Origin of the sequence: Arthrobacter sp. KN11-1C, from assembly GCF_052180225.1 — a bacterium.
In the GTDB taxonomy this organism is placed as follows: domain Bacteria; phylum Actinomycetota; class Actinomycetes; order Actinomycetales; family Micrococcaceae; genus Arthrobacter.
In genome coordinates this window covers 3,616,173-3,642,226 of record NZ_CP197467.1, presented here as the reverse complement: position 1 = coordinate 3,642,226, position 26,054 = coordinate 3,616,173, and the positions used below count along the sequence as shown (strand labels likewise).

The 26,054-nt window shown below is 65.2% G+C and carries 25 protein-coding genes and 2 riboswitches; of the genes, 20 read left to right on the top strand and 5 right to left on the bottom strand.

Annotated elements, in window-relative coordinates:
* Positions 1-17 precede the first annotated feature (17 nt).
* The 7 genes from fliP to ACSBOX_RS16930 are packed head-to-tail and all read left to right on the top strand — an operon-like array spanning position 18 to position 6,352.
* Positions 18-836, top strand: coding sequence for a flagellar type III secretion system pore protein FliP (fliP, locus tag ACSBOX_RS16960; RefSeq protein ID WP_442546054.1), 819 nt, complete (start codon positions 18-20; stop codon positions 834-836).
* Positions 836-1,111, top strand: a complete 276-nt coding sequence (gene fliQ, locus ACSBOX_RS16955; protein ID WP_078106307.1) for a flagellar biosynthesis protein FliQ — start codon at positions 836-838, stop codon at positions 1,109-1,111. The genes fliP and fliQ overlap by 1 nt, the downstream gene beginning before the upstream one ends.
* Before the next feature lies 1 nt (position 1,112).
* A complete protein-coding gene (locus ACSBOX_RS16950; RefSeq protein WP_442543494.1) occupies positions 1,113-1,871 on the top strand; it encodes a flagellar biosynthetic protein FliR in 759 nt (252 codons plus the stop codon).
* Complete coding sequence (locus ACSBOX_RS16945; RefSeq protein WP_442543493.1) at positions 1,871-2,974, top strand: EscU/YscU/HrcU family type III secretion system export apparatus switch protein; 1,104 nt, start codon at positions 1,871-1,873, stop codon at positions 2,972-2,974. Before ACSBOX_RS16950 ends, ACSBOX_RS16945 begins: the two co-directional genes overlap by 1 nt.
* Before the next feature lie 55 nt (positions 2,975-3,029).
* Positions 3,030-5,078 carry a flagellar biosynthesis protein FlhA gene (locus ACSBOX_RS16940; RefSeq protein WP_442543492.1) on the top strand — a complete coding sequence of 683 codons (2,049 nt, stop codon included), beginning with the start codon at positions 3,030-3,032 and terminating at the stop codon, positions 5,076-5,078.
* Positions 5,056-6,099, top strand: a complete 1,044-nt coding sequence (locus tag ACSBOX_RS16935) for a hypothetical protein (RefSeq protein WP_442543491.1) — start codon at positions 5,056-5,058, stop codon at positions 6,097-6,099. The genes ACSBOX_RS16940 and ACSBOX_RS16935 overlap by 23 nt, the downstream gene beginning before the upstream one ends.
* Before the next feature lie 4 nt (positions 6,100-6,103).
* On the top strand, positions 6,104-6,352 hold the full coding sequence (locus ACSBOX_RS16930) for a carbon storage regulator (protein ID WP_442543490.1): 249 nt from the start codon (positions 6,104-6,106) through the stop codon (positions 6,350-6,352).
* An 8-nt stretch (positions 6,353-6,360) separates the two neighbouring features.
* Here ACSBOX_RS16930 and ACSBOX_RS16925 read toward each other — a convergent pair whose 3' ends face one another.
* Positions 6,361-6,921, bottom strand: coding sequence for a hypothetical protein (locus ACSBOX_RS16925; protein ID WP_442543489.1), 561 nt, complete (start codon positions 6,919-6,921; stop codon positions 6,361-6,363).
* Between the two features lie 209 nt (positions 6,922-7,130).
* Between ACSBOX_RS16925 and ACSBOX_RS16920 the strand changes: the two genes are divergently transcribed.
* Positions 7,131-7,964 carry a sigma-70 family RNA polymerase sigma factor gene (locus ACSBOX_RS16920; RefSeq protein ID WP_442543488.1) on the top strand — a complete coding sequence of 278 codons (834 nt, stop codon included), beginning with the start codon at positions 7,131-7,133 and terminating at the stop codon, positions 7,962-7,964.
* Positions 7,965-7,971: 7 nt separating this feature from the next.
* On the opposite strand, the gene ACSBOX_RS16915 is transcribed toward ACSBOX_RS16920, so the two are convergent.
* Complete coding sequence (locus ACSBOX_RS16915) at positions 7,972-9,513, bottom strand: MFS transporter (protein WP_442543487.1); 1,542 nt, start codon at positions 9,511-9,513, stop codon at positions 7,972-7,974.
* Between the two features lie 82 nt (positions 9,514-9,595).
* On the opposite strand from ACSBOX_RS16915, the gene ACSBOX_RS16910 reads away from it, so the two are divergent.
* The 6 genes from ACSBOX_RS16910 to ACSBOX_RS16885 all read left to right on the top strand — a co-directional run bounded on the left by ACSBOX_RS16910 (position 9,596) and on the right by ACSBOX_RS16885 (position 18,541).
* On the top strand, positions 9,596-10,144 hold the full coding sequence (locus ACSBOX_RS16910) for a TetR/AcrR family transcriptional regulator (RefSeq protein ID WP_442543485.1): 549 nt from the start codon (positions 9,596-9,598) through the stop codon (positions 10,142-10,144).
* A 243-nt stretch (positions 10,145-10,387) separates the two neighbouring features.
* A riboswitch (glycine riboswitch) is annotated at positions 10,388-10,485 on the top strand.
* 1 nt (position 10,486) lies between these two features.
* Positions 10,487-10,592, top strand: a riboswitch (glycine riboswitch).
* Between the two features lie 51 nt (positions 10,593-10,643).
* Positions 10,644-13,490, top strand: a complete 2,847-nt coding sequence (gene gcvP, locus ACSBOX_RS16905) for an aminomethyl-transferring glycine dehydrogenase (protein WP_442543484.1) — start codon at positions 10,644-10,646, stop codon at positions 13,488-13,490.
* A gap of 11 nt (positions 13,491-13,501) precedes the next feature.
* Positions 13,502-14,635, top strand: coding sequence for a glycine cleavage system aminomethyltransferase GcvT (gene gcvT / locus ACSBOX_RS16900; protein WP_442543483.1), 1,134 nt, complete (start codon positions 13,502-13,504; stop codon positions 14,633-14,635).
* A gap of 527 nt (positions 14,636-15,162) precedes the next feature.
* Positions 15,163-15,546 (top strand): glycine cleavage system protein GcvH, encoded by a 384-nt coding sequence (gene gcvH, locus ACSBOX_RS16895; RefSeq protein WP_442543482.1) that lies wholly within the window; start codon positions 15,163-15,165, stop codon positions 15,544-15,546.
* The gene (gene glyA, locus ACSBOX_RS16890; protein ID WP_442543481.1) at positions 15,543-16,865 is read left to right on the top strand and encodes a serine hydroxymethyltransferase; all 1,323 of its coding nucleotides are present in this window, start codon (positions 15,543-15,545) and stop codon (positions 16,863-16,865) included. The genes gcvH and glyA overlap by 4 nt, the downstream gene beginning before the upstream one ends.
* A 245-nt stretch (positions 16,866-17,110) precedes the next feature.
* On the top strand, positions 17,111-18,541 hold the full coding sequence (locus ACSBOX_RS16885; RefSeq protein ID WP_442543480.1) for an L-serine ammonia-lyase: 1,431 nt from the start codon (positions 17,111-17,113) through the stop codon (positions 18,539-18,541).
* Here the strand turns inward: ACSBOX_RS16885 and ACSBOX_RS16880 are convergent.
* A complete protein-coding gene (locus ACSBOX_RS16880) occupies positions 18,522-18,686 on the bottom strand; it encodes a hypothetical protein (protein ID WP_442543479.1) in 165 nt (54 codons plus the stop codon). The two genes, ACSBOX_RS16885 and ACSBOX_RS16880, sit on opposite strands and share 20 nt — an antisense overlap.
* Positions 18,687-18,917: 231 nt before the next feature.
* On the opposite strand from ACSBOX_RS16880, the gene ACSBOX_RS16875 reads away from it, so the two are divergent.
* Together ACSBOX_RS16875 and ACSBOX_RS16870 are read left to right on the top strand one after the other, a co-directional pair.
* Complete coding sequence (locus tag ACSBOX_RS16875; protein ID WP_442543478.1) at positions 18,918-19,991, top strand: lipid II:glycine glycyltransferase FemX; 1,074 nt, start codon at positions 18,918-18,920, stop codon at positions 19,989-19,991.
* A gap of 91 nt (positions 19,992-20,082) precedes the next feature.
* Complete coding sequence (locus ACSBOX_RS16870) at positions 20,083-21,561, top strand: threonine/serine ThrE exporter family protein (RefSeq protein WP_442543477.1); 1,479 nt, start codon at positions 20,083-20,085, stop codon at positions 21,559-21,561.
* A gap of 8 nt (positions 21,562-21,569) precedes the next feature.
* Here ACSBOX_RS16870 and ACSBOX_RS16865 read toward each other — a convergent pair whose 3' ends face one another.
* Both ACSBOX_RS16865 and ACSBOX_RS16860 read right to left on the bottom strand, forming a co-directional pair.
* On the bottom strand, positions 21,570-22,409 hold the full coding sequence (locus tag ACSBOX_RS16865) for a siderophore-interacting protein (protein ID WP_442543476.1): 840 nt from the start codon (positions 22,407-22,409) through the stop codon (positions 21,570-21,572).
* A 15-nt stretch (positions 22,410-22,424) separates the two neighbouring features.
* Entirely contained in the window at positions 22,425-23,219 is a 795-nt protein-coding gene (locus ACSBOX_RS16860) for a uracil-DNA glycosylase (RefSeq protein ID WP_442543475.1), read from the bottom strand.
* 118 nt (positions 23,220-23,337) lie between these two features.
* Here ACSBOX_RS16860 and ACSBOX_RS16855 point away from each other — a divergent pair, with 118 nt between their 5' ends.
* The 4 genes from ACSBOX_RS16855 to ACSBOX_RS16840 all read left to right on the top strand — a co-directional run bounded on the left by ACSBOX_RS16855 (position 23,338) and on the right by ACSBOX_RS16840 (position 26,050).
* Positions 23,338-23,673, top strand: coding sequence for a DUF3263 domain-containing protein (locus ACSBOX_RS16855; RefSeq protein ID WP_059388211.1), 336 nt, complete (start codon positions 23,338-23,340; stop codon positions 23,671-23,673).
* A 49-nt stretch (positions 23,674-23,722) separates the two neighbouring features.
* A complete protein-coding gene (locus ACSBOX_RS16850) occupies positions 23,723-24,346 on the top strand; it encodes a LytR C-terminal domain-containing protein (protein ID WP_442543474.1) in 624 nt (207 codons plus the stop codon).
* 139 nt (positions 24,347-24,485) lie between these two features.
* Positions 24,486-24,689 (top strand): cold-shock protein, encoded by a 204-nt coding sequence (locus ACSBOX_RS16845; protein WP_059388209.1) that lies wholly within the window; start codon positions 24,486-24,488, stop codon positions 24,687-24,689.
* Positions 24,690-24,727: 38 nt separating this feature from the next.
* Positions 24,728-26,050, top strand: a complete 1,323-nt coding sequence (locus ACSBOX_RS16840) for an ABC transporter substrate-binding protein (protein WP_442543473.1) — start codon at positions 24,728-24,730, stop codon at positions 26,048-26,050.
* Positions 26,051-26,054: the final 4 nt, after the last annotated feature.

Genomic DNA, 26,054 nt, shown 5'->3' with positions numbered 1-26,054 from the left:
GCAGGAAGTTGCTGGCCGTGCGCAGGACACTGCCCGCGGTGCTCTGTGTCCTCTTGCTGACGGCGCTGTTCCTGTGGCTGGGCACCGCAATTGGGCATGCGGCACCGGTCAGCCCGACTCCACCCACGGCTCCCGCAGTTCCCACGGCACCGGCCCAACCCTCCAACGGCAACGTCAGCATCAACATCAACGGGCTCGACGGAAAGCCATCCACCGCAGTGGTTACCCTGATCGGGATCACGCTGCTCTCCGTGGCTCCCGCCCTGCTGCTCATGATGACCTCGTTCACCAAGATCTTCGTGGTGCTTGCCATGACCCGCAACGCGTTGTCCCTCCCGTCCATCCCGCCCAACCAGGTGCTGGCAGGGCTGGCGCTCTTCCTTTCCCTCTTCGTGATGTGGCCCGTGATTTCGGAGATCAACAACGTCGGCATCCAGCCCTACCTGAACGGGACGCTGGATTTCAACGGAGCCGTTTCGGCCGGATCCGCGCCACTCCAGCACTTCATGGTGGCCCACACCCGGCAGGAAGACATTGCCCTCATGACCCGGGCAGCCAAGCTGGCTAACCCGGCCAACCCGCAATCGGTCCCGTTGCAGACCCTCATCCCGGCGTTCATGATCTCCGAACTCCGGGCTGCGTTCATCATCGGCTTCGTCATTTTCATCCCGTTCCTGGTGATCGACCTGGTGGTCTCGGCCGCCCTGATGTCCATGGGCATGATGATGCTCCCGCCGGTCATGATCTCCCTTCCCTTCAAGATCCTGTTGTTCATCCTGGTGGACGGCTGGGGACTGGTGATCACCGCCCTGATCCAGAGTTATTCGAGCGGCTGATGGATACCAACGCAGTCCTGGACATTTGCCTCCAGGCCCTGATTCTTGCGGCCAAGCTGGCCGCGCCCGCCTTGGTCACCGCACTGGTGGTAGGCCTCGCCATTTCCCTGCTGCAGTCCATCACCCAGCTCCAGGAAGCCACCCTCTCCTTCGTGCCCAAGGCAGTCGCCGTGGCCGTGGCCTTGGTGGTTTGCGGGCACTGGATGATCACCGAGGCTGTTTCCTTCACCAACGAGCTCTTTGCCCGGATACCCGGGCTGATCGGCGGAGCGTGAAGTGGATCTTCCCTTCAACGAGTCCTGGCTTGAGGTCCTGCTGTTGGCCTCCGTCCGGATGACGGCCTTCCTGGTGGTGGCCCCGCCCTTCTCGCACCAGGCAATTCCACTGCGCATCAAAGGGATGCTCGGCATCGGTTTGGGGCTGGCCGTTTCCCAACGCCTCTCCGTTGGCTACACCTCCAAGGACACCGCTGGCTTCATCACGGCCGTGGTGCTTGAACTCGTGACCGGGGTGGTCCTCGGCTTCCTCGTCCTGCTCGTCTTCGCCGCGATCCAATCGGCCGGCAGCTTGATAGACCTCTTCAGCGGCTTCCAGATGGCCCAGGGCTTCGATCCCCAGATGATGATCAACGGTGCCCAATTCACCCGGCTGATGCAGATGGCCGCCCTGGCCCTGCTTTTCGCTTCGGACGGCTACCAGCTGGTGATCGGCGGCCTGACCGGGAGTTTCACCGCGTTGCCGCTGGCCGGGGGACTGGACATGGCCCAGCCTGTCCAAGCCATGATCTCGGCTGTCACGGGGATGTTCCTTTCCGCGGTGCAAATCGCCGGGCCCTTGCTGGTGGTCCTGGTACTCGCCGACATCGGGCTCGGGCTCCTCACCCGCGTTGCGCCCGCCCTGAATGCCTTCGCCCTGGGCTTCCCGCTCAAGGTCTTCATCACCCTCGGGCTCGCAGGATTCCTGTTCCTGGCGCTGCCCCGGCTCGTTGCCATGCTCGCCGAGCAGGCGGCGAACACCCTGATGGGGGTGGGCTGATGTCGGATTCACAGGAGAAAACCGAGCAAGCCACCGACAAACGGATGCGGGAAGTCCGGTCCAAAGGGCAGCTTTCCCGCTCGCAGGACCTCACCGCCTGGCTCGCCGTCGGCTCCGCGGCGGCCATGATCCCCTCCACCATCGAGCGTGCCTCCAACGTTGCCGCGGACCAACTGTTCACCGTCCGCGCCGTGATCGCGAACCCCGAACCGGCCAAGGCAGTGGCGGCGCTCGAAGCCGGATTCGGCTCCTTGGCCCAGGTGCTGGGGCCTTTGTTCGTGGTGGTCATGGTGGTAGTGGTGGCCGGATCCGCCGTGCAGGGCGGCATCCACTTCAAGAAATTCCGCGTTGAGTTTGAGCACTTCAACCTCGTCAGCGGCCTCAAGCGGGTCTTCGGCGCGCAGGCGCTGTGGGGCGGGCTGAAAGCGCTCCTGAAGACCGCCGTCGTCGGGCTTGTCCTCTACACGGTGGTGCAGGGACTCATCCCCGTGCTGCTCACCGCCGGGGGACTGCCGGTGTCCGGCATCCTCGCGGCAGCCACCGGAGGCATCGGTTCGTTGATCCAGTTCGCGGTGCTGGCGGGCCTGGTCCTGGCTGCCGCGGACATCTTCGTGGTCATGCGCCGCAACCGCAAGAAGACGCGCATGTCCAAAAAGGAAATCAAGGACGAAAACAAAAACAGCGACGGCGATCCGCTCATCAAGTCCCAGCGCCGCTCGCGGCAATTGAGCATGAGCCGGAACCGCATGATCGGCGCGATCGCAGACGCCGACGTCGTGATCGTCAACCCGACGCACGTCGCCGTAGCGCTGAAGTACGACGCCGGCAAAGCGGCACCGCGCGTGGTGGCCAAGGGAGCGGGGGTGATCGCTGCCCGCATCAGGGAAGAGGCGGAAGCGAAATCAGTCCCGATGGTCCAGGACATTCCGCTGGCCAGGGCACTGCATTCGGCGTGCGAACTGGGCCAGGAAATCCCCGTAGAGCTGTACCGGGCCGTGGCCGGAGTCCTGGCGTTCGTCATGTCGCTCAAGGCCAGGGGAGCGGCACGCGGACTGCACCGTTTGCCGGGAGTGGCTGGAACCATGGCCGGAGCCCCCGCATGAACCCGAGCCCCCGAACCGCACCCAACAACCACGCCACCCCGGACAGGACACCGCAATGAACAACAGATTCGCCAGGCTCACCGTGCCGGTGGGAATCGTGGGCATCGTGCTGCTGCTGGTGGTTCCCGTGCCGGCCCCGCTGCTGGACTTCCTGATCGTCTGCAACATCCTGCTGGCCCTCCTGGTCCTGCTCACCAGCATGTTCGTCAAGAAACCCCTGGACTTTTCCGTCTTCCCGTCCTTGCTGCTCGTGGCCACGCTGTTCCGGCTGGGGCTCAACGTGGCGTCCACCCGGCTGGTGCTGGGACAAGGGTTCGCCGGCCAAGTGATCGACGCTTTCGGCAAGGTCACCGTGGGCGGCTCCATGATCATTGGCGCCGTGGTGTTCCTCATCCTGGTGGTCATCCAATTCGTGGTGGTCACCAAGGGCGCCGAACGCGTGGCCGAGGTGGGGGCAAGGTTCACCCTGGACGCCATGCCCGGCAAGCAGATGGCCATCGACGCGGACCTCAACGCCGGCCTCATCACGGATGTCCAGGCCCGCAAACGCCGCGCCGAGGTCTCCGCCGAGGCCGACTTCTACGGCGCCATGGACGGTGCCTCGAAGTTCGTCAAGGGCGACGCGATCGCCGGCATCATCATTATCATCATCAACTTCGTTGGCGGCATTGCCATCGGCGTGCTGCAGCGCGGCATGAACGTGGGCGATGCGCTGAACTCCTATGGCCTGCTGACCATGGGCGACGGGCTCGTCACGCAGATCCCGGCCCTCCTCATGGCCGTGTCCACCGGCATGATCGTCACCCGGTCGAATGCCGAAGAGGACATGGGCCGGACGGCCTCCTCGCAGCTCATGCAGTCGCCCAACGCCTTGCTCATCGCGGGACTGGCCGCCGTCGCCATGGCGCTCATCCCCGGCATGCCCATCGTTCCCTTCCTGCTGGTGGGCGCCTTCCTGTTGTTCGGTTCCAGGCGCCTGGCTGCCCAGCAGAAAAAACAGAGCGAGGCGGAGGACGCGCAGGAAACAGCCGCCCTGAGCTCCGAAGAGGACCCCAACGAGCGGCTCATGCAGGACATGCGCATCCATCCCGTCGAGATCCTGCTGGCTCCGGACCTTGTTGACATGGTTTCCGGGGCCTCGGACGACCTCCTGGCCCGCGTCCGCTCCCTGCGCCACAAGATCGCCATGGAGTTGGGGATCGTGATTCCGCCCGTCCGCACGCGCGACAACGCCGAGCTGCCACCGGCCACCTATGCCATCCGCATTGCCGGAGTGGAAGCAGGACGCGGCACGGCGCCGTCGGGCAAGCTGCTTGCCCTCGGCGACTACCTCGACGCGCTACCCGGTGCCTCCACGGTGGAACCGGTCTTCGGGCTGGCCGGAAAATGGATTCCCACCGAGATGCGCCACAGTGCGGAAATGACCGGGGCAACCGTGATCGACCGGGTTTCCGTGCTGGTGACCCACTTGTCGTCGATTGTTTCCGCCAACGCCGCGAGGCTCCTCACCCGCGAAGACGTCCGGGTGCTGACGGAAGGCATGCGCAAACAGAGCCCGGCCGCCGTCGAGGAACTCATTCCCGGGCTCATGTCCCTCGCCGAGGTGCAGCGGGTGCTGCAGGGCCTTCTCGAAGAACAGGTCCCCATCAACGATCTTCCCCGCATTTACGAGGCCCTTGCCTTGCGCGCCAAGGTTTCCACCGAGCCCGAGGCCTTGATCGAAACCGCCCGGCAATCCCTCGGTCCCGCGCTCGCGGCCAAGTTCCTCGACGGCACGATGCTCAATGTGATCATGATCGATCCGCTCCTGGAACAGTCCATGCTCGAAGACATGCGCCCGGCCGAAGGGGGTACCCAGATTGTCATGAGCCAAGCTCGCCTGGACGCCGTCCTGGCCTCCGTGCAGGCTTCGGTGGAGACCGCGGCGAATGCAGGACGGCAGGCCGTTCTGGTGTGCGCCCCGGCGCTGCGGCCGGCGGTCCGGCGCCTCGTGGCAGCTCCCGACGGCGGCATTCCCGTGTTGTCCTACCGTGAAGTGACGTCCGCAAACATCCAGATCGAGACCGTGGGGGTGGTCCGCCATGCCGAAGCAATACAAGCTTAAGGGCACGTCCCTGGACGACATCCGGGTGAAGGCCGAGCAGCAATACGGGCCGGGCGCGCGGATCGTCTCAGCCGAGAAAGTCACCAACCCCGGGATCGCCGGGCTCTTCGCAGCCAATCGCTACGAGGCCACTATCGAGGTTCCATCCCAACTAGCTGGCAATAGTTGTCGTTCTGAGGGCCCAGAACGACAACAACTGCGAGTCAGTTGGGAGGCACACGCAGGCGGGGAGGTGCGCGCTGCCGGTGAGGCTCATGCGTTGCAGGGGCCCGCGATTGCCGCTCTCCTGGAGCAAGCCGACGCGGCCGAGATGGACATGCACCGGCCGGAGGCAGTCGTTTCCACGGCCTCCCCGGATTTCGCCGGGATATTGGAGCAACTGGGGAAGGAATTCCGGGCGCCGACGTCCGGAGCACCAGTGCAAGGGACGCTGACCGCGTTGCCGCCCGTCGTCGTCGGGCACGCCGTTCCAGCGGCGCCTCCAACGGCCGTACCGGCGCTGGCTGCCGTACCGGCGCCATTGGCCGGCAGCGGCAACCTCGTCATCCTGCTTGGCCTCGGCGACGACGCCTTGGGGACTGCATTGGAATTGTCCATCGCAGGGGGCGGCTTCGACGTCCGGACGTCCGGGGCCCTGACTGCTTTCGGCCACCTCCATGTGACGGGGCGCCAGGGCGCGACGGCGGCCCGTGCCCAGGCGGTCGTCACCGGCCAAACCGTGCTGGTGGCCTACGGGCTCGGCAGGCAAGGCGAAGCCGTGACGCATGCGGCGGACATCGCCACCCTCGCGCCAGACCAGTTGTGGCTGGTCGTCGACGCCGGGCGGAAAGCTGAAGACACGGCATCCTGGATCCGGGCGCTCTCCGCAGCCCTGGCCGCCGAGCGCGTCCGTGTCGACGCCCTTGCCGTTTTCGGCGCGTCGGAGACCGGAAGTCCCGAGACGGTCAACGGACTCGGCGTACCCATCGGGTGGGTGGACGGCAAGCCCGCCCGCGTTGCCGTGCTTGGAAAGGTAGATTGAGAGCATGCTGGTACTGACACGCAAGCCGGGCGAACAGATCATGATTGGTGAGGACATCGTCATCACCGTCATGGAAGGCCGCGGCGACGGCGTGCGGATCGGGATCGAGGCGCCCCGCGGGGTGTCCATCCAACGTCGCGAAGTGGTTGAGGCGATCGCCGCGGCCAACCTCGCTGCCGCCCAGGCCGGCCCCGACGCCGAGGAACTCGTTGCCGGGCTGCGTCCGCCGGCACGGAAGCCCCCCAAGGAATAGGCCGGGCCTTAAGCCAAGCCCACGAACTCTGCGAGGAGCGGCAGCGAGCAATCCCTCGTCACGGCCAGTGCCCGCTCGATGTTGGCACTTTCCGCAAGGAGTGTCATGTCATCCACGGTGTCGGCATGCGCCACCGCTCCCGGCGCCATGCTGTCGCCGGGCTCTACTGAGCCAAGCTGCTGGTTCCCGGCGCTTTGTGGCCCCATCAGGAGGGCTTCGACATTGGCGGCCGCGGTTGATTCGACCTGCTTGAGCAGAAGGACCAGGCCATGGTGGTGTTCCTGAAGCAGTTCCGGCCAGATCCCGGGCGGGGCCATTGAAGCGATCATGGGCAGCGTTGCGTTGGCCGACAGGCGCCACTCGATGGCCAGCGCGGACGACTCGATGTTCCGGGCAAGCGTGTCGAACCGGAGGTTTTCCAGGACTTTTTCCACGTCGGCGGCAGTGAATTTCAGCCAATGCCAATTGCCTGCCCGGACGTGCAGCAACTGCGTTTCGAGCCGGTACAACAGCAGTTCCAGCTGTCTCCGCTCACGCCACAGCGTCGCCGAAAGCTCATCCGCCCCCACGGTTCCCCATTCCCCGGTTTGGTCTACGAAACATGGTTCCGCGGCCTCTTTTGTATCTTTTTCATGAGCGTACACGCATTGTTATTTTTCAGATGGTATGTTCACTGAATACATGTCTGTTCCGTGTAATCTTCGGCACGCTGCATCGTCTCAGCAGCTCGCCCATGAAGCCCCTGGAATCAGGCTTGGCAACTCAATAAACAGGTCTCATGGGGGGACTAATTTTGAATCGCGAAGAACGCAACGAGCTGGTGCTGCAGCACTTACCGCTCGTTGGCTATTTGGTGTCGGAGCTCTGCGCGAGGGCTTCTCATTTGTCGCGCGACGATTTCGCGTCGGTGGGGTCGGTGGCGTTGATTACGTCTGCCGATTCTTTCGATCCGGACCTCGGAGTCCCTTTCGGCGCGTTTGCGCGCCGAAGGATCGTCGGGGCTTTCGCGGACGAGATGCGGGCCAGCGACTGGGCCACGCGCTCGGCGCGCAAACGCATCAAGGAAACCATGTCGGTCCAGGAAACGCTCTCCGGTGTGCTTGGCCGCACTCCGTCGGTGGCCGAGACCGCTTCGGCCCTGGGGGTTGAGCGCAGCGTGGTGGAGGCCGCCCTGGCCGATGCCGCGCGGACGCTGTCGCCGCTGGATGACGTCGTGGTGGACACGGTCGCGGCGGAGACCATCTCCCCGGAGCACTCGGTCCTGGCCGATGAGCGCCTGAAGTACCTTCGGGCCGCCGTCGAGGCGTTGCCGGAGAAGATGCGGTACGTCGTCGAGGAGATCTACTTCGGAGGCCGGACCGTGAAGGAACTCGCCGAGGAACTCGGGTCCACGCACGCGGCGGTCTCGCAGCAGCGTGCCGAGGGCATCCGGCTCATGCGCGACGGGCTGTCCGCGCATTACGCCGACGACCCCGAACAGTCCTTCGAGCCCCAGTCGCGGATAACCGCCCGACGCCGGCACGACTACCTCTCGACCCTCGCCACCGCCACCCTGGGCGGAATCACCCGCAGCTTCAGCTCCCCGGATGCCGCCTTGAACCAGGCAGTCTAGACCCCGCCTACTTGGCGGTCGGCACGCGGCGGAGCACGACGGCGGCAAGGACTGCCGCTCCCGCCATCAGTACCAGCCCGATCGCTGCCGTGATGTGGACGCCCGATTCAAAGGCGGCACGCGCAGCGGTGCTCAGGGCGTCGCCCAATGGCTGGGGGAGGGCCGACGCGGTGTCCATGGCTCCGGCGAGTGTCTCCCGCGAGCGTTCTGCCGCGTGGGCCGACAGTTCGACCGGAAGCAGCAAATGGTGTTGGTAGGACGCCGTCAGGATGGAGCCGAGCACGGCTGTGCCCAGCAGTGATCCGAGTTCGTAGCCGGTTTCCGAGATCGCCGATGCCGCGCCCGCCTTGTCGGCAGGAACCGCGCCAAGGATCAGGTCGTTGGAGATGGTCTCCGCCGAGCCAACCCCGATGGCCAGCAGCAGGAGCGCCGTCAAAAGGTACCCCGGCCCCTGGCTGTGGTTTCCCATGGCCGCCACGAGGTATCCCACCGCGCTCAGCGCCAGCCCCGATGCCACCACCAGGCCAGGGCGGATCCGCTTGACCAACGGGACCACCACCAGGCCTGCCACAATCGTGGCAAGCAGGGCGGGAACCATCGCGATCCCGGCCTGCATGGGGGACTGGCCCTCCACCAGCTGCAAGTGCTGGGCAAAGAAGTAGATGAATCCCGTCATGGAGAACAGGGACAGGACGTTGGCCGTGATCGCCGTGCTGAAGACTTTGTTCCGGAAAAGCTGAACGTCCAACATGGGCGATGCCAGCGAGCCCTGCCTCCGGACGAAGACAATTCCCATGGCCAGGCCGAACGCCATGAAGGCCGCGGGAGCCGGACCGAACCCGTGCACGGCGGCCTCCTTGATGCCGTAAACCACGGGGGCCATGGCCAGGATGGACAGCACCACGCTGGGAACGTCCGGCTTGCCCGGGTTGCGGTCCTTGGACTCGGGGATCAGCGACGGACCGAAGGCGAGCAGGGGCAGCAGCAGCGGCACGGCGACCAGGAACACGGCTCCCCACCAGAAGTGCTCCACGAGCCAGCCGCCAAAGATCGGCCCGAGCGCGGCGCCGCCGGAGAACCCCGCGGCCCACACGGCAACCGCGAGCCGGCGGCGGTTCGGTTCCGGGAAGATGTTGCGGATCAACGACAGCGTGGACGGCATGAGCATGGCTCCGAAGATGCCCATGCTGGCGCGTCCGGCAATGAGCCATTCAGCCGATGGGGCGAAGGCAGTGGCCGCGGAAACGGCCGCGAAGCCCGTGCTGCCGATCAACAGCAAGCGGCGGCGACCGATCCGGTCACCCAGGTTTCCCATGGACACCAACAGTGCCGCGAGCACCAGTGGATAGGCGTCCACGACCCACAGCAGCTGCACGCCCCCGACTTCCAGCGACCGGGCGATTTCCGGCAGGGCAAACGTCAGCGCCGTATTGTCCACAGCCACCAGCAGCACCGGGAACATCAGGAGTGCCAAGGCAGCCCAATCGCGCCACGGGGCGGTTTGGATCGAAGGGGTACGGGGGTGCTGGGTTGTGGACGGGTTGAACATGAACATAACTGTACCGTCTGGACGGTATAGTTTCAATTTGACTCATCGAACGGCCGCGTCGAACTAAGGGATGATGGACACCATGCCGCGAAAACCTATTGCCCGGGACGCTGTCCTGGATGCCTTTGAAGCCCTGCTGATCGAGGTGGGGGAGCGGGCTGCCACCCTGGACGCCGTCGCCAAGCGCGCCGGCGTCTCGAAGGGCGGCTTGCTCTACCATTTCCCCAACAAGGAAGCCATGATCAGCTCCTTGCTCGAGCGCATGGACGGGCTGGCCGCGCTGGACATCGAGGCAATGAAGGCGGCCCCGGAAGGTGCTGCCGCGTTCTTCATCAAGTCCTCGCTGTGGGCCGACACGCCCTTGGACCGCGTGTTTGTGGCAGCCACGCGTCTCGCGGAAGTAGCCCACGAAGAAACCCGCAGGCGCTTCGCGGGAATCCAGCAACAATGGCTCGATGTGCTCGCCGAGGAAGTCGGGCCGGAAATGGCCAAGGCCGTCCGGTACATGGGCGATGGACTCTACTTCAACGCAATGCTCGAAGGCGGCGCCGGTGATACGGAAGTCAAGGCCAGCGCGAGGGGCGCCGACGTCGGTGCGCTGCTGGCCGCCGTCGAACGCCTCCGCAGCTGAGTCCCGACCCAACTATCCCCACCGCCACCCTCGCCTCGCAAGCTCGGCCAGGGAACCCTGGCGGCGTGGGCCCCGCAGTTGTTGTCGTTTAGACGCTCCAAAACGACATCTAGTGCGAGCTAGTTGGGAAAGCCGGGCGGCTCGCTGACCCTATTTGCGGACGCGGGCAGTCCATAGGACAATTGGTAGTTGTGGCAGCCGTCACCGGCAACCACTGTCGATTCACACAATTGAATACGCCTTTGATCTGCGGCGGGAGAGTCCTGCAGGCATGTGATGCAGGCGCCGTAGGAGCAAATCCTCCCCAGGAATCTCTCAGGCCCACGCACCGCCGCGGCAAGGCAACTCTGGAAAGCAGCACGCTGACGCGCGCTCACCGACGGTGCAAGCGGACAGTGCCATACGCACGTTTCGCGGAAACTCTCAGGTCCAATACAGAGCGGGGAGGAATCCGATTAGCTGTGGCGTACCCACGCCGCCTTATAAATGGAGTTCCTTCGTGACGGTTAGTTCAACCTCCACCACGTTCGTTGACCGGCATATCGGCGCCCGCCGCCAGGCCGACATTGACATCATGCTCAAGTCTGTTGGCTACGACAGTGTCGATTCGCTCGTAGACACCGCGGTTCCCAATGACATCCGCCAGGACGTCGCACTGACGCTCCAGAACGCCCTCAGCGAGGTGGAAGTCCTTGCTGAACTCCGCAAGCTGGCTTCCAAGAACAAGACGGCCGTGCAGATGATCGGCCAGGGCTACTACGACACCGTCACTCCGCCGGTGATCCGCCGCAACATCCTCGAATCCCCGGCCTGGTACACGGCCTACACCCCGTACCAGCCCGAAATTTCCCAGGGCCGCCTCGAGGCGCTGCTGAACTTCCAGACCATGGTCCAGGACCTCGTGGGCCTGCCCATCGCCAACGCCTCCCTGCTGGACGAAGCCACGGCAGTCGCCGAAGCCGTCCTCATGATGCGCCGCGCCAACAAGAACAAGACGGCCCACGACGGCAAGACCGTGCTCGACGCCGACTGCCTCCCGCAGACGATCGCGATCGTGAAGGGCCGCGCCGAGGCGCTGGGCTTCGAGGTGGAGATCGCCGACCTGTCCCAGGGCCTGCCCGACGGCGACATCAACGGCATCGTGCTGCAGCAGCCGGGCGTTTCCGGCCGGGTGTTCGACCACTCCGCCGTGATCGCCGCCGCCAAGGAACGCGGTGCCCTCGTCACCGTCGCCGCCGACCTCCTCGCCCTCACCCTGATCACGCCTCCGGGCGAGCAGGGTGCCGACATCGCCGTCGGCTCCACCCAGCGCTTCGGCGTGCCGCTGTTCTTCGGCGGCCCGCACGCCGCGTACATGGCCGTCCAGAAGGGCCTCGAGCGCTCGATGCCGGGCCGCTTGGTGGGCGTTTCCAAGGACGACGCCGGCACTCCCGCCTACCGTCTCGCGCTCCAGACCCGCGAACAGCACATCCGCCGCGAGAAGGCCACGTCCAACATCTGCACCGCGCAGGCACTGCTGGCCATCGTCTCCTCGATGTACGCCGTCTACCACGGCCCCGAGGGCCTGAAGGCGATCGCCGAGACCGCCCACAACCACGCCCGCACCCTGGCAGCATCCCTGAAGGCCGCGGGCCTTGAGGTCCTGCACGGCAGCTTCTTCGACACCATCACCGTCCGCGTCCCGGGCAAGGCTGCCGGGATCGTTGCTGCTGCCGAGGCCAAGGGCATCAACCTGCGCGGCATCGACGCCGACACTGTGGGCATTTCTGTTGACGAGACCACGACGGCGGCCGTCGTCGCCGACGTCGTCGCCGCCTTCGGTGCCACGGTGTCGGGTGACGGTGAGGGCTTCGCCCTGGAGGTCGCCGTCGAGCGTTCTTCGGACTACCTGCAGCACCCCGTGTTCAACACCCACCGTTCCGAGACCCAGCTGTTGCGCTACATCCGCAAGCTGTCGGACCGCGACCTGGCGCTGGACCGCACCATGATCCCGCTGGGTTCGTGCACCATGAAGCTGAACGCCACCGCCGAGATGGAAGCCATCTCCTGGCCGGAATTCGCTTCGATCCACCCGTTCGCACCGGATTCCCAGACCGAGGGCTGGCGTGAACTCATCACGGACCTGGAATCCCAGCTGACCGAGATCACCGGTTATGACCAGGTCTCCATCCAGCCCAACGCCGGTTCCCAGGGCGAGCTCGCGGGCCTGCTGGCCATCCGCGGCTACCACCACTCCCGCGGTGACCTGCAGCGCAACGTCTGCCTCATCCCGGCGTCCGCCCACGGCACCAACGCCGCCTCGGCAGTGCTGGCCGGCATGAAGGTTGTCGTCGTGGCCACGGCCGCCGATGGCACCATCGACCACGCGGACCTGCAGGCCAAGATCGACGCCAACAAGGACGTCCTCTCGGCCATCATGATCACCTACCCGTCCACGCACGGCGTGTACGACGCCGACGTGCGCGAGGTCTGCGACTCCGTGCACGCAGCCGGCGGCCAGGTGTACATCGACGGCGCCAACCTGAACGCCCTGGTCGGCCTGGCCCAGCCGGGCAAGTTCGGCGGCGACGTCTCGCACCTGAACCTGCACAAGACCTTCTGCATCCCGCACGGCGGCGGTGGACCGGGCGTCGGCCCGGTCGCGGCCAAGGCGCACCTGGCCCCGTTCATGCCCGGCAATGCCGCGGCCTGGACCGAAGGCAGCGACGTGCCCATCTCGGCTTCGCGCTTCGGTTCGGCCGGAGTCCTGCCGATTTCCTGGGCCTACGTGAAGCTCATGGGCGGCGAAGGCCTCACCGAGGCCACGAAGTCCGCTCTGCTTGCCGCGAACTACATCGCCTCCCGCCTCAACGAGTACTTCCCCGTTCTCTACACCGGCGAAGGCGGACTCGTGGCCCACGAGTGCATCCTGGACCTGCGCGAACTGACGGCCAAGACCGGCGTCACCGCCGAGGACGTGGCTAAGCGCCTCATCGACTACGGTTTCCACGCACCCACCCTGGCGTTCCCGGTAGCGGGCACCCTGATGGTGGAGCCCACCGAATCCGAGGACCTCGGGGAGATCGACCGCTTCATCGAAGCCATGATCACCATCCGCAAGGAAATCGACCAGGTTGCCCACGGCGACTTCACGGTGGAGAACAGCCCGCTGCGTCACTCACCGCACACCGCGGCCGCCGTCGTCTCCTCCGACTGGAACCGTGAGTACTCCCGCGAACAGGCCGTCTTCCCGGTCCACCACCTCAAGCAGGACAAGTACTTCCCGCCCGTAGGCCGCATCGACGGCGCCGCAGGCGACCGCAACCTGGTCTGCTCCTGCCCTCCGATCGAAGCCTTCGAGAACTAAGGACTGACGCAATGACTGAGAACTACACTGCGCTCTACGAAGAGCACAAGAAGCTCGGCGCTTCCTTCACCGACTTCGGTGGCTGGCAGATGCCCCTGAAGTACTCCTCCGAACTGGCCGAACACCACGCCGTCCGTCAGTCCGCAGGCCTGTTCGATCTTTCCCACATGGGCGAAGTCTGGGTCACCGGCCCGGAAGCCGCCGCTTTCCTGGACTACGCCTTGGTGGGCAAGATCTCCGCCATGTCGGTCGGCAAGGCCAAGTACTCGCTGATCTGCCAGGAAGACGGCGGAATCATCGACGACCTCATCACCTACCGTCGCGGCGATTCCACCTTCCTGGTGGTTCCGAACGCCGGCAACGCCAAGGTTGTGGCCGAGGCACTGGCGCAGCGGGCCGCCAACTTTGACGTCGTCGTCGAGGACGCCTCCGCGGCAACCTCCCTGATCGCCGTCCAGGGCCCCAAAGCGGAAGAAATCCTCCTCCGCCTTGTCCCGGCCGAACAGCACTCCCTCGTCACCGGGCTCAAGTACTACGCCGCGGTTGACGTGCCCTTCAGCTTCGCCGGGACCACGACGGAACTGCTGCTCGCCCGCACCGGCTACACGGGCGAGGACGGCTTCGAAATCTTCGTGGACAACGACGCCGCTGCCGCCCTCTGGCAAGCAATCGCGGAAGTTGCCGAGGACGGCGAGCTGATCCCGGCCGGCCTGGCGTCGCGTGACTCCCTGCGTCTCGAAGCCGGCATGCCGCTCTACGGCAACGAGCTCTCCCGCGAAGGCAACCCCTTCTCGGCAGGCCTGGGCCCCGTTGTCTCGCTCGCCAAGGAAAGCGACTTCGTGGGCCGTGCTGCCCTGGAAGCCCTGAAGGCTGAGGGCGCCGGTTCCACCAGCGGCCGCAAGCTGGTCGGCCTCAAGGGCCTGGGCCGCCGCGCCGGCCGCAGCCACTACCCGGTCCTCAAGGACGGCGTCGTGGTCGGCGAAGTCACCTCCGGCCAGCCCAGCCCCACCCTCGGCTACCCCGTAGCGTTGGCCTATGTCGACGTCGAACACGCCGAATTGGGCACGGCTCTGGACGTAGACTTGCGCGGAAAGGCCGAGCCCTTCGAAGTTGTCGCCTTGCCGTTCTATAAGCGGGTTAAGTAGGCCCCCGTACGGTTCCGATTGGTGCGTGACCGTGGTTGCGTTTTGCCCGTCGGGTCCGACATCCTCTGCATGCTCGGTCGCGAAGACGCCCGCTGAGCGGACGTGTCGCTCCCTTAGACGCATGCTGCCGGATGCCGGTCCCGATGGGGCCGTCCTCGTCACCTTTGGTTATCGAACTGATGGGTGGTCATCGAACAGAAGGGGCGGACCGTATGGACCTCGGCTCACCCTTGGTGCTTCTGTTGCGAACCTTGCACCGGTCGCGTTCGATGGCCCTAGGTTTTTGGAAGATGAGCTACCTCCCGCAGCTCGGCCCACGGGAACCACGGGCCCATAACTGAATCCCGAAGGGCCAGCGTTCTTTTCCGGAACCGCTGGCCCCGAAAACTGAACAAGCCTCTAGCGGTGGGGGAGCGGCATCCGGCAGCGTGCGTCAAAGCGACGAAGGAGCAGCACGCCGAGGATGGTGGCCCCCGCCGCGTAACCTGACCACAACTGTTTTCTTAGACCAACGCAAAGGAAAAAACATGGCAAAAGTTGCACCTGAACTCCAGTACTCCGACGAGCACGAGTGGGTTGCCCGCGAAGCCGGCAACCTTGTGTCCGTCGGCATCTCCGCCGTGGCAACCGATGCCCTCGGCGACATTGTGTATGTTGACTTGCCCGAGGTCGGTTCCGCTGTGACGGCGGGGGAGACCTGCGGCGAGGTTGAGTCCACCAAGTCCGTCTCGGACCTGTACTCCCCGGTGACGGGCGAGGTCACGGAAGTCAACCCGGCCGTCGTCGACGATCCTGCCCTGATCAACAACGATCCGTACGGCGCGGGCTGGCTCTTCAAGGTGGCCGCCGAGTCCGACGGTCCGCTGCTTTCCGCCGAGGAATACGCTTCAAAGAACGGTGGCGAGCTGTGAGCGCGGCAAACGGAACCACCGTGTTCGAGCAGGTAGTTTCGCCGAGCCTGGACACCGTGTTGTCCGAACTGGATCCCGAGATCGCGGCGAAGATCGACGACGAGCTGAACCGTCAGCGCTCGGGCCTGGAAATGATCGCATCCGAGAACCACACCGCCGTGGCTGTCATGCAGGCGCAGGGTTCGGTGCTGACCAACAAGTATGCCGAGGGCTACCCGGGCAAGCGCTACTACGGTGGCTGCGAGCACGTGGACGTCATCGAGCAACTCGCGATCGACCGTGTGAAGGCCCTGTTCGGTGCCGAGTACGCGAATGTGCAGCCGCACTCCGGCGCCCAGGCCAATGCTTCGGTGATGCACGCCCTCATCAAGCCGGGCGACACCATCATGGGCCTTAACCTGGCCCACGGCGGGCACTTGACCCACGGCATGCGGATCAACTTCTCCGGCCGCCTGTACAACGTCATCCCGTACCAGGTCCGCGAAGAGGACCACCGGATCGACATGGCCGAAGTGGAGCGACTGGCGCTCGAGCACAAGCCGGCGCTGATCGTGGCCGGCTGGTCCGCCTACGCACGCCAGCTGGACTTCGCCGAGTTCCGCCGCATCGCCGACCTCGTGGGCGCGTACCTCATGGTGGACATGGCGCACTTCGCCGGCCTCGTGGCCGCCGGTCTGCACCCGTCCCCGGTCCCGCACGCGCACGTGACGACGTCGACGACGCACAAGACCCTCGCCGGTCCGCGCGGCGGCATCATCCTCTCCAACGACGCCGACATCGCCAAGAAGATCAACTCCGCGGTCTTCCCGGGCCAGCAGGGTGGACCGTTGGAGCACGTGATCGCCGGCAAGGCGGTGGCCTTCAAGATCGCCGGTTCGCCGGAGTTCAAGGAACGCCAGGAACGCGTCCTGGCCGGTGCCCGGATCCTGGCCGAGCGCCTCGTCCAGGATGACGTCACTGCCAAGGGCATCAACGTGATTTCCGGCGGCACGGACGTGCACCTGGTCCTCGTGGACCTGCGCAACTGCGAACTCAACGGCCAGGAAGCCGAGGACCGCCTCGCCGCGATCGACATCACCGTCAACCGGAACGCCGTTCCGTTCGACCCGCGCCCGCCGATGGTGACCTCCGGCCTGCGGATCGGCACCCCGGCACTGGCAACCCGCGGTTTCGGTGAAGCGGCGTTCCGTGAAGTTGCGGACATCATCGCCGAGGCACTGATCGCCGACGCCGACGCCGACCTCTCCGGCCTGCGTCACCGCGTCGACGCCCTAGCCGCCGCGCACCCGCTCTACCCGGGCGTCGCGAACCTCAGCTGAGGTTCTCCGGACCCGGCAATCCTGTCGGGTCCGGCAGACCCCAGTTTTCACGCGTGCTGCTCCTTCGTCGCTTTGACGCACGCTTTCGAAAACCGCGGCCTGTCGGCCCGCCGGAGGGCGCCGGGCATCCGGCAGCATGCGTCTAAGGGAGCGTCACGTCCGCTCAGCGGGCGTCTTCGCGACCGAGCATGCAGAGGATGTCCGGCACCCTCCCAACCCGACCACAACTAACTAAGGAATCCGACATGGCTGTTGGCGTCTTCGATCTTTTCTCTATTGGGATTGGTCCTTCGAGTTCGCATACCGTGGGGCCAATGCGGGCTGCTGCGGTGTTTTCCGGGGAGCTCAAGTCTTCGGGAAAGCTGGAGCGCGTGGCTTCGCTGCGCGTTGACCTGTACGGTTCCCTGGCTGCGACGGGCCGGGGGCACGGCACCATGACCGCGGTGCTGTTGGGCCTGGAGGGCTACCACCCCGAGCAGATCCTCCCCGATGAAGTGGAGGAGCGGCTTGCGTCGATCGCGGAGACCGGCCAGCTGAACCTTGGCGGCGCCGTCGATCCCGAATCCGGGGTATCCCTGCCTTATGGGGAAGCGGACATGATCCTGCACCCCCTCACGGTCCTTCCCCGGCATACGAACGGGATGAAGTTCTCCGTGTCGGACGCTGACGGCGAGGTGCTGCACGAGGCCACGTTCTTCTCCGTGGGCGGTGGCTTCATTGTCCGCGAAGGCGAAGAGGACGCAGCCCAGAAGGAACTGGAGGAGTCCAAGAAGGAACTTCCGCTGCCCTTCCGCACTGCCGCCGAACTGATGGGCCGCTGCTCCTCCAAGGGACTCGGCATTTCGGACATCATGTTCATCAACGAACGGGCTTCGCGGACCGAAGAGGAAATCCGCGAAGGCCTGCTCCACATCTGGGCCGTCATGGAGGGCTGCGTCGAAGTCAGCCTCAAGCGCGAAGGCGTGCTGCCCGGCGGGCTGAAGGTCCGCCGTCGGGCACCGGACTGGCACGAACGGCTCCTGAAGGAATCCAAAGACCAGGACCCGGACTACTACGACCCGAAGTACTGGCAGGAATGGGTGAACCTGATCGCCCTGGCCGTGAATGAGGAGAACGCCTCGGGTGGGCGCGTGGTCACTGCGCCCACGAACGGCGCCGCCGGGATCATCCCCGCCGTGCTGTACTACGCCCTGCACTTCGCCCCCGGCATGGACAAGGCCACGCAACAGGACCGCGACGACGTCGTGGTGAAGTTCCTGCTCGCCGCGGGCGCCGTCGGTGTGCTCTACAAGGAGCAGGCCTCGATCTCCGGCGCCGAAGTGGGCTGCCAGGGCGAGGTCGGTTCTGCTTCCTCGATGGCCGCCGCCGGCTTGGCCGAAGTCATGGGCGGCTCCCCGGGACAAGTGGAGAACGCGGCCGAGATCGCGATGGAACACAATTTGGGCCTCACCTGCGACCCGATCGGCGGACTCGTGCAGATTCCGTGCATCGAACGCAACGCGATCGCCGCGGCGAAGGCCATCAACGCCGCGAAGATGGCGCTCTGGGGCGACGGCACCCACCGCGTCTCATTGGACGAGGTCATCGTGACCATGCGCGAAACCGGCAAGGACATGTCCTCCAAATACAAGGAAACCGCCATGGGCGGCCTCGCCGTCAACGTCGTGGAGTGCTGACGACCGCTTCCTGATGGTCGAAGCGGCGGGTACCGGACGGCCAGGCCGGGCCGAGCAATGCCGCGGATGCCATGGCGGCGACTACCGACCACAAGCTGTTGCTGCGGCCGGCGGTGAGTGGCGGAATGGGGCGGTAGACGATCATCGGATCCTCCTGGTTCAGGTGTTGTTATGACCACTCTCCGCCACCGGAATAGTTGTGGACTTTGGGGAACCTTTGCCCTGGCTGTGAGGCCCGGATCTGCCATCCACGGGGAGGCGTTGAAACCGGCCATTCCCTAGCTCTCCATGGTGGCCGATAGACTTGGAGCTGAACGCCTGCGCCGCACACCGGTGCCTGCTGCCTCATGTACGCAACTGATTGGACACGGCCCCCTTGCGAGAATTTACCGCACGCTTTGCCACCGCCGAGGAAATCGAACACTGGGACAAACACGTCACAGCCAACCCCAACGGCGGTAACCTCCTCCAATCCGAGGCGTTCGCGGACGTGAAGCAACACTTCGGCTGGAAGCCCTTGCATCTCGTGTACGAGACCGGGGACTACAGCAGCTACAACCTCGTCCTGGAGAAGTCGTTCCCGCTGCTCGGCAAGCTCTGGTACCTCATCAAGGGCCCCGATGTTGCCGGCGTCGAGGACATTCCGGGGATCATCAAAGCCAACCGGGAATTCGTGAAGCGGGACAAGCTTGGCGTGTTCGCCGTGAAAATCGAGCCGGACATCGTCCTCAGCAGCGAAGCACGGGATGCGATTGAAGCCACCGGAGCAGTGAAGACCCCCAACCTGCAGCCGAACGACTCCACAGCCCTGCTGGACATCTCACCCGAGGAGAACCAGCTGCTGCGCAACCTCCATTCCCGCGGCCGCAACGCCGTTCGCCGTGCTATCCGCGAAGGCGTGGAAGTCCACACCATGGAACCCACGGAAGAGAACTTCCGTTCCATGTATGCGCTGATGACCAATACCGTCGAGGCGAAGTCCCAGGTGCGGGTCCGTGAATTCGGGTACTATCGCCAGTTCTGGACCAACTTCATTGACCGTGGTCAGGGCAGGCTCCTGTTTGTCTTCGAAAACGGTGTCCCGTCTGTCGGAGCCTTCGTCATCAACTATGGCCGCAAGGGCACCTACAAGGACGGCGGATCGCTGCAAAAGCGCGCGCAGTACGGCGATTCGCACCTGGTCCAGTGGTCAGCCATCAACCAGGTCAAGGAACTGGGTTGCACTGAGTACGATTTCTGCGGCACTCCGCCCGCGGACCGGCTCAAAGACACTTCGCACCCGTTCCACGGGCTTGGCTTGTTCAAGACCAGCTTCAGCAAGACCGTCACCGACTTCGTCGGCTGCTACGACCAAGTCATCAGCCCGCTGAAGTACAAGCTATGGACTGCGGCCGGGGAACGAATCGCGCGGCAGATCTACACCCGCCGCACGGGCCAACAGTTCTACTAGGCCAGCAGTTCTACCAGGATCTCAACGCCCCCTACCCGCATGTGCATGACACCGTATTTGGAGGAACCACGCCCTTTGGAGGAACACCCGCGTGACTGACCGCCCCGACCACAGGCCCAACACTGACGGATTGCCCAAGACGCAGCCGCTGAAGCCATCCCAGGTGCGCCAGAATGTCAACGCCAAGCGCATGCTCCGCAGGCTCGTGCAGGGCGAGAATCCTCCCACCGCTCCCATGAGCATCGTCGACCGCCTGGCGGGCAGTCCCTACGCCAACCCCATCATCCACGTGGGCGGCGTCGATGCTTCGGCCCGCAAGACCATTGACTTCGCACTGCACATGGCCGAATCGATGTTTCGGTACGGAGCCGGTGCCCTGGAGGTCGAGACCAGCATCATCGCGGTCACGGCGGCACTCGGGTTGAAGAACATCGAAGTGGACATCACCAACCAGTCAGTCCAGATCAACTACGCGCCCAAGGACCAGACCCCCCTGACCCTGCTCCGGGTGGTCCGTTCCTGGACCAACAACTACGCAGGCTTGGCGCAGGTCCACCAGCTCGTCACGGATATCGTGGCCGGCGGGGTGGGCAGGGCCGAGGCAGTGCGCCGGCTGGACGACATCATCAGGAGCAGCAAGCCCTTCCCGCGGTGGATGGTCACCATGGCGTACGGCGTCTTCTCCGCCGTCTTCGTCGGGGTCCTGGGCGGGGGACTGGGAGCGTCTGCCCTGGCGTTCGTCTCCAACATGCTCGTCAATCTCGTGGCCCGGCAATTGGGCAAGTGGCGCACGCCCGACTTCTTCGTGACGGCGGCCTGCTCATTCCTTGTCACGTTCATCGCGCTCATGCTCCATTGGGCCGGGGCGGACATCCCGCCGTCGATCGTGGTGGCGGGCGGCATCCTCTTGCTGTTGCCCACGGGCCGGCTTGTGTCGTCCGTGCAGGATGCCATCAACGGATTCCCCGTGACTGCGGCCGGACGTTTCCTGTCCACCATCCTGACCTTCGGCGCGATCGTTGCTGGGATCGCCGTCGCGGTGGTTGTGGGTGACCTCATCGGCAGCGTCGCGATCGACGTCACGCAAACATTCCCCGAGGCGTATCCATTGTGGGGCCAGGCAATCCTGATCGCCATTGGCGTGATTGCCATCGGCATCACCGAGCAGACCCTCCTCAAACTTCTGCTCCCGACGGCGGCGGTGGGCTTGGTGGGTTACTTCGTCTTGTGGGGGGCTTCCAACCTCGGCTTCGGAGACCGGCTGTCTCCGGCGATTTCCGCTGTCATCATCGGCCTGCTCGCCCGCATGGTCGCGCTCAGGTTGGGGGCCCCGCAGTTGGTGGTGGCCGTCCCGGCCGCCCTCATCCTGCTCCCCGGTCTGAAGATATTCCGTTCCATGTATGTGTTGACGGTGCAGGAAGCAGACGTCTTGCTCGGTTCGGGCGGCATGCTGAACGCAGGCGCGATCGTGCTGGGCGTGGCCGCAGGAATCGTGCTGGGCGACAACCTCGCCCGGCCGCTGACCAAGGGGCTGGCCAGCAACGAGCGCCGCCGGGTGCGCCGGCGCTAACCTGCGCCCTAGATCTGCCCGATCGGGAGTTTCTTCTCTGCCTGGAAATCGTCCTCTACGCGCCCCTGGGCCCAATACCCGGAAAGCGATACCTGGGAGCGCTCGAGCCCACGCTGCTTGAAGAAGATGTCCCGCAGGCCCTTCATGTAGCCGCGCTCACCATGCGCAAACACGTCGACGCGGCCGGGCAGCCACTCCGCCTCGCCCAAGGCATCGAGCAGGATCGAGCTGGATCCGGCCGGGACTCCGGAGCGAAGGAGCCAACGCAGCTCCACGCCGTCGGGGGCCGCTATGGCAAGGATGTCGGCGTCGCTATCGACTTCGAGGAAAGCCATGCCCTTGGCGTCGGCCGGCAGGGACTCGATTGCTGCGGCGATCGCCGGGAGCGCGGCGTCGTCGCCCGCGAAAAGGTACCAGTCGGCGTCGGGCGCCGGGTTGTAGGCGCCGCCGGGACCCGTGAAAACAAGCGTGTCTCCGGGCTGGGCCGCCAGGGCCCAGGGGCCTGCAAGGCCCTCGTCGCCGTGCACCACAAAGTCGATCGCCAGTTCCTGCGCAGCTTGGTCCACCCAACGGACGGTGTAGGTGCGGGTGTAAGGCCACTGTTCGCGCGGCATGGTCTCGCGGATGGCCCAAAGGTCCAGCGGCAGCTCATAGTCGACGCCGGGCTGCGGGAACACGATCTTCACATACCGGTCCACGAAGTCGTTGTTCGCGTAACCGGCAAAACCGGGTCCGCCAGCAATGATCCGCACCATGTGGGGTGAAAGCTGTTCCGTGCGCAGCACAGTGAGATTCACTTGGGGGCGGGTATTGCGGGATGCAGACGACGTCGCGGGCAAAGATGTCATGTAGGCAAGCCTAAGCTAGGGCAGTGGTGGAAGTTCCCAGATGACGGGATCTGCGCCTTGCGCACGGAGCAGGGCGTTGGTCCGGCTGAACGGGCGCGAGCCGAAGAAACCCCGCGACGCGGAGAGCGGGCTGGGGTGCGCGGAAGAGATCACAGCGGCGCCTTCAAGCAGTGGCTCAACCGATTCGGCGTCCTTGCCCCACAAGATCGCGACGAGCGGACTCCGCTGCCCTGCGGCATTGCGGCGGCGGGCGACGGCGGTGACGGCCGCCGTCGTGATGGCCTCCCAACCTTTGCCCCGGTGCGAGCCGGCCGCGCCGGCCGCGACGCTTAGCACCCTGTTCAGGAGGAGTACTCCTTGGCCTGTCCAAGCCGAAAGATCACCGTGGACCCGCGGCGGGAGCCCGAGATCGGCCTCCATTTCCCGGTAGATGTTCGAGAGGCTGCGGGGGATGGGCCGGGTTGGCCCGGAAACCGCGAAAGAGAGCCCGACGGCGTGTCCCGGCGTCGGGTAGGGGTCCTGGCCCAGGATCAGCACCTTGACGTCGGCAAGCGGCTGCCGGAAGGCGCGAAGGAGGTTGGACGCCGCAGGCAGCACCGGGGTTCCGCGCCTGGCCTCGGCCGCCACGAAAGCCAGCACTGAGCGCAACTCGTCCTCGACGCCGGAGAGCGCGTCGGCCCAGTCCGGCGCCATGAGCTCCGCCAACGCCATTCCCGGGAGTGCTTCGAACTCAACGGAGTGATCCTCGGATTCAAGCTCAAATAGTGCTTCTTCGCCTGCCACCCAGTCATTGTCCCTGCCCTGGGGCATCTGGGGAAAGCGAACCCTGGGGCGAGTGCTCCCGCGGCGGGGCAAATGACATTGGTGTTATTCGCCCGTTACCATGGGCGGGGGACATTTTTCAGTCAATGCGTCAAAGGAGTGTGTCGTGGCAGAACCCGCACGGGAACCCATGGCGTCCGAAGCAACTGGATTGGTGCTCGAAGACCTGTCCGCCGGACTCCGCAGCGATTCGCCGCTCGGCGAGCGTGAACAGCAGATGCTCGCCCTGGAGAGGCAGTGGTGGAAGTACGCCGGGGCCAAGGAACAGGCCGTGCGGGAGCTCTTCGATCTGTCCGCGACCCACTACTACCAGCTCCTCAATGCCCTCATCGACACCGAGGAAGCACTGGCGCACGATCCCATGCTGGTCAAGAGATTGCGTAGACTACGTATGTCACGTCAGAGGGCCCGCACAGCGCGCCGTCTCGGTTCCGACGCATAAAGCATCCGCTGATCCCCCAGCAAGCAAGCAGCAAGGACAAGGCTTCACCATGACCAAATTTGCCCGGGATGAATTCGACCGTGTCCCGCAGAGCTCATCGCGCCAAGGTGTCCACAGGCTCGTCGCGTCCGCTTCCCGCGCAGCCTTGTGGCCGGTGCTGCTCCTGGGCGGCATTGCGCTGGCTGTCGGCCTCGTTGCGTTCCTCGTCCTTCCGAAGCTGGGATTCACCTCATCGACGACGCCGCAAGCCGTCGCCACGGCGGGCACCTCGAAGCCGAGTGCCGGGGCGTCGCCCTCTGCGAGCAGCATGCCGTCACCAAATAGCTCGGCGCAGGCATCCGGGCAACCGAGCCCGAGCGACACTCCCTCAAGCACGCCGACCCCCACCACGGCCCCACTGGACAAGACCGCCGTAGTCGCGGTCTACAACGGCACCACCACCGGCGGCCTGGCTGCCCGTGTGGCCGGCATGGTGCAAGGCGGGGGATGGCCGTTGTCCACGGTCGCAAACTGGGGCGGCATGCCCCAGCAGACGTCGTCGGTCTTCTACAAAGGCGCGGCCCAGAAGGGCAACGCCGAAGCGCTCGGCAAATTGCTGGGCATCTCCAACCTTGTGGACAGCGCCGAGTTCCAGCAGCCCGTAGTTGTTGTTCTCGGCCCCGGTTACAAGTAGGAACTCGGTTACGCCTCAATAACATTGCGGCCACCTGCACCCAAGGTTGCGCTACGGCAACGTGACTGTGGTTACAGTAGTTGTGAGCTGGCCCGGAGATCCCGGAAGCCGGCCACAGCTAGTTGAAAGTGTGGGGATCATGGCTTTGGGAACCGTCAAATGGTTCAATGCCGAAAAGGGCTACGGATTCATCACCGTGGATGAATCCGGTGACGATATCTTTGTGCATTGGTCCGCCATCCAGATGGATGGGTTCCGTGCGCTCGAAGAAGGACAAAGGGTCGACTTCGAACTGGGCGAGGGCCAGAAGGGCCCGCAGGCAGAAAGCGTGCGGCTTATCTAGTGGGTGTTGCGGCAACAGGGCAGTCCTGGCCTCTTGGGGTGCGTCGGTCCCGGGCATCGTTGGCAGCACCTCTCCTTGCAGGTTTTGCAGCCTTGGCGCTGGGACTGGCCGGGTGTTCCGCCCCCCTTGGCAACGCCCGGCTCAGCTCCGTTACCCCGAGCGGCGACGGCGTCCTGCGCGTCGGCGTAATTCTGGACAATACGGGTAGTTCCGCCTTCCTCAACGAGTCCGAACTGGCAGCGGCAAAGTTGGCCGTCAAACAGATCAACGACGCCGGCGGCTACAAGAACCGCCCGGTCGAGTTGCTCCCGGAATCCGCGGCCGGTGAAGGCAGCAGCGCCGGCCAAGGGGCCGGCGCGGCGGCCTTCACTGCCGATACAGCCACGCAAGCCAAGGCTTTGCTTTCGGCCCACGCCGACGTCGTTGTGGGCCCGACGGATTCGAGCCACGCACCCGCCGCCATCGATGTGCTGGCTCCTGCCCGGATTCCGCTTATCTCTCCGGCCAACACGGCGTCGGGGCTGAGCAGCTACAAGAACGGCAGGTTCTACTTCCGTACGTCGGCCGCTGATGCCGCACAGGGGAGCGTCCTGGCGAAGCTTGCCCACGACGGCGGCGCCAAGAGAATTTCCGTCCTTCACGAAGCCGGGGACTACGGCACCCGTGTTTCCGGAGCGGTCATGGACGCTGCCCGCAGCCTTGGAATGGAGGCAGTGTCCAACACTGAATTCACGGCCGGCAAAGCAGCTCCCGCCGCGGCGAGCATCAAGTCCGGCACGCCGGACGCCGTCGTCGTGGTTGCCCGTGATGGCGCCCAAGGCGCCCTGGCCGAGCTCTTGAACGCGGGGCTGAGCGGCAAGAACCTGATTTTGAGCGACGGTGCCATCCGCCAATACGGAACCGCGCTCGGAGCCGGCGGCCTCGACGGCGCGCGGGGAATTCTTCCGGGCGTCTTCCCGAGTGCGGAGTTCCAAGCGGACCTGACCGGCATCGACCCCAAACTCAAGGACACGACGTACGCCGCCGAAACGTACGACGCCGTCACCCTCGCGGCCCTCGCGGCCGCAGCGGCGGGCGACGACGCGGGCGGCTCGATCGCTGCCTGGCTCACCACCGTGTCCGGCGGGGCACGTCCGGCGTCGGGTGATGCGGCAACCAAGGAACGCACGTCCTGTACGTCATACAAGGACTGCATCGAGGTGCTGAAGGGGGCCAAGCTCCCGGATTACGACGGCGAGTCCGGCACCATCGGGTTCGACGCCAACGGCGACGTGACATCGTCCAATTACATGGTCTTCACCTACGGAGCTGACAACACTGCGCGGGTGAGTGGCAAGGAGACCGCCTCGCGGACTCCGTGATCGG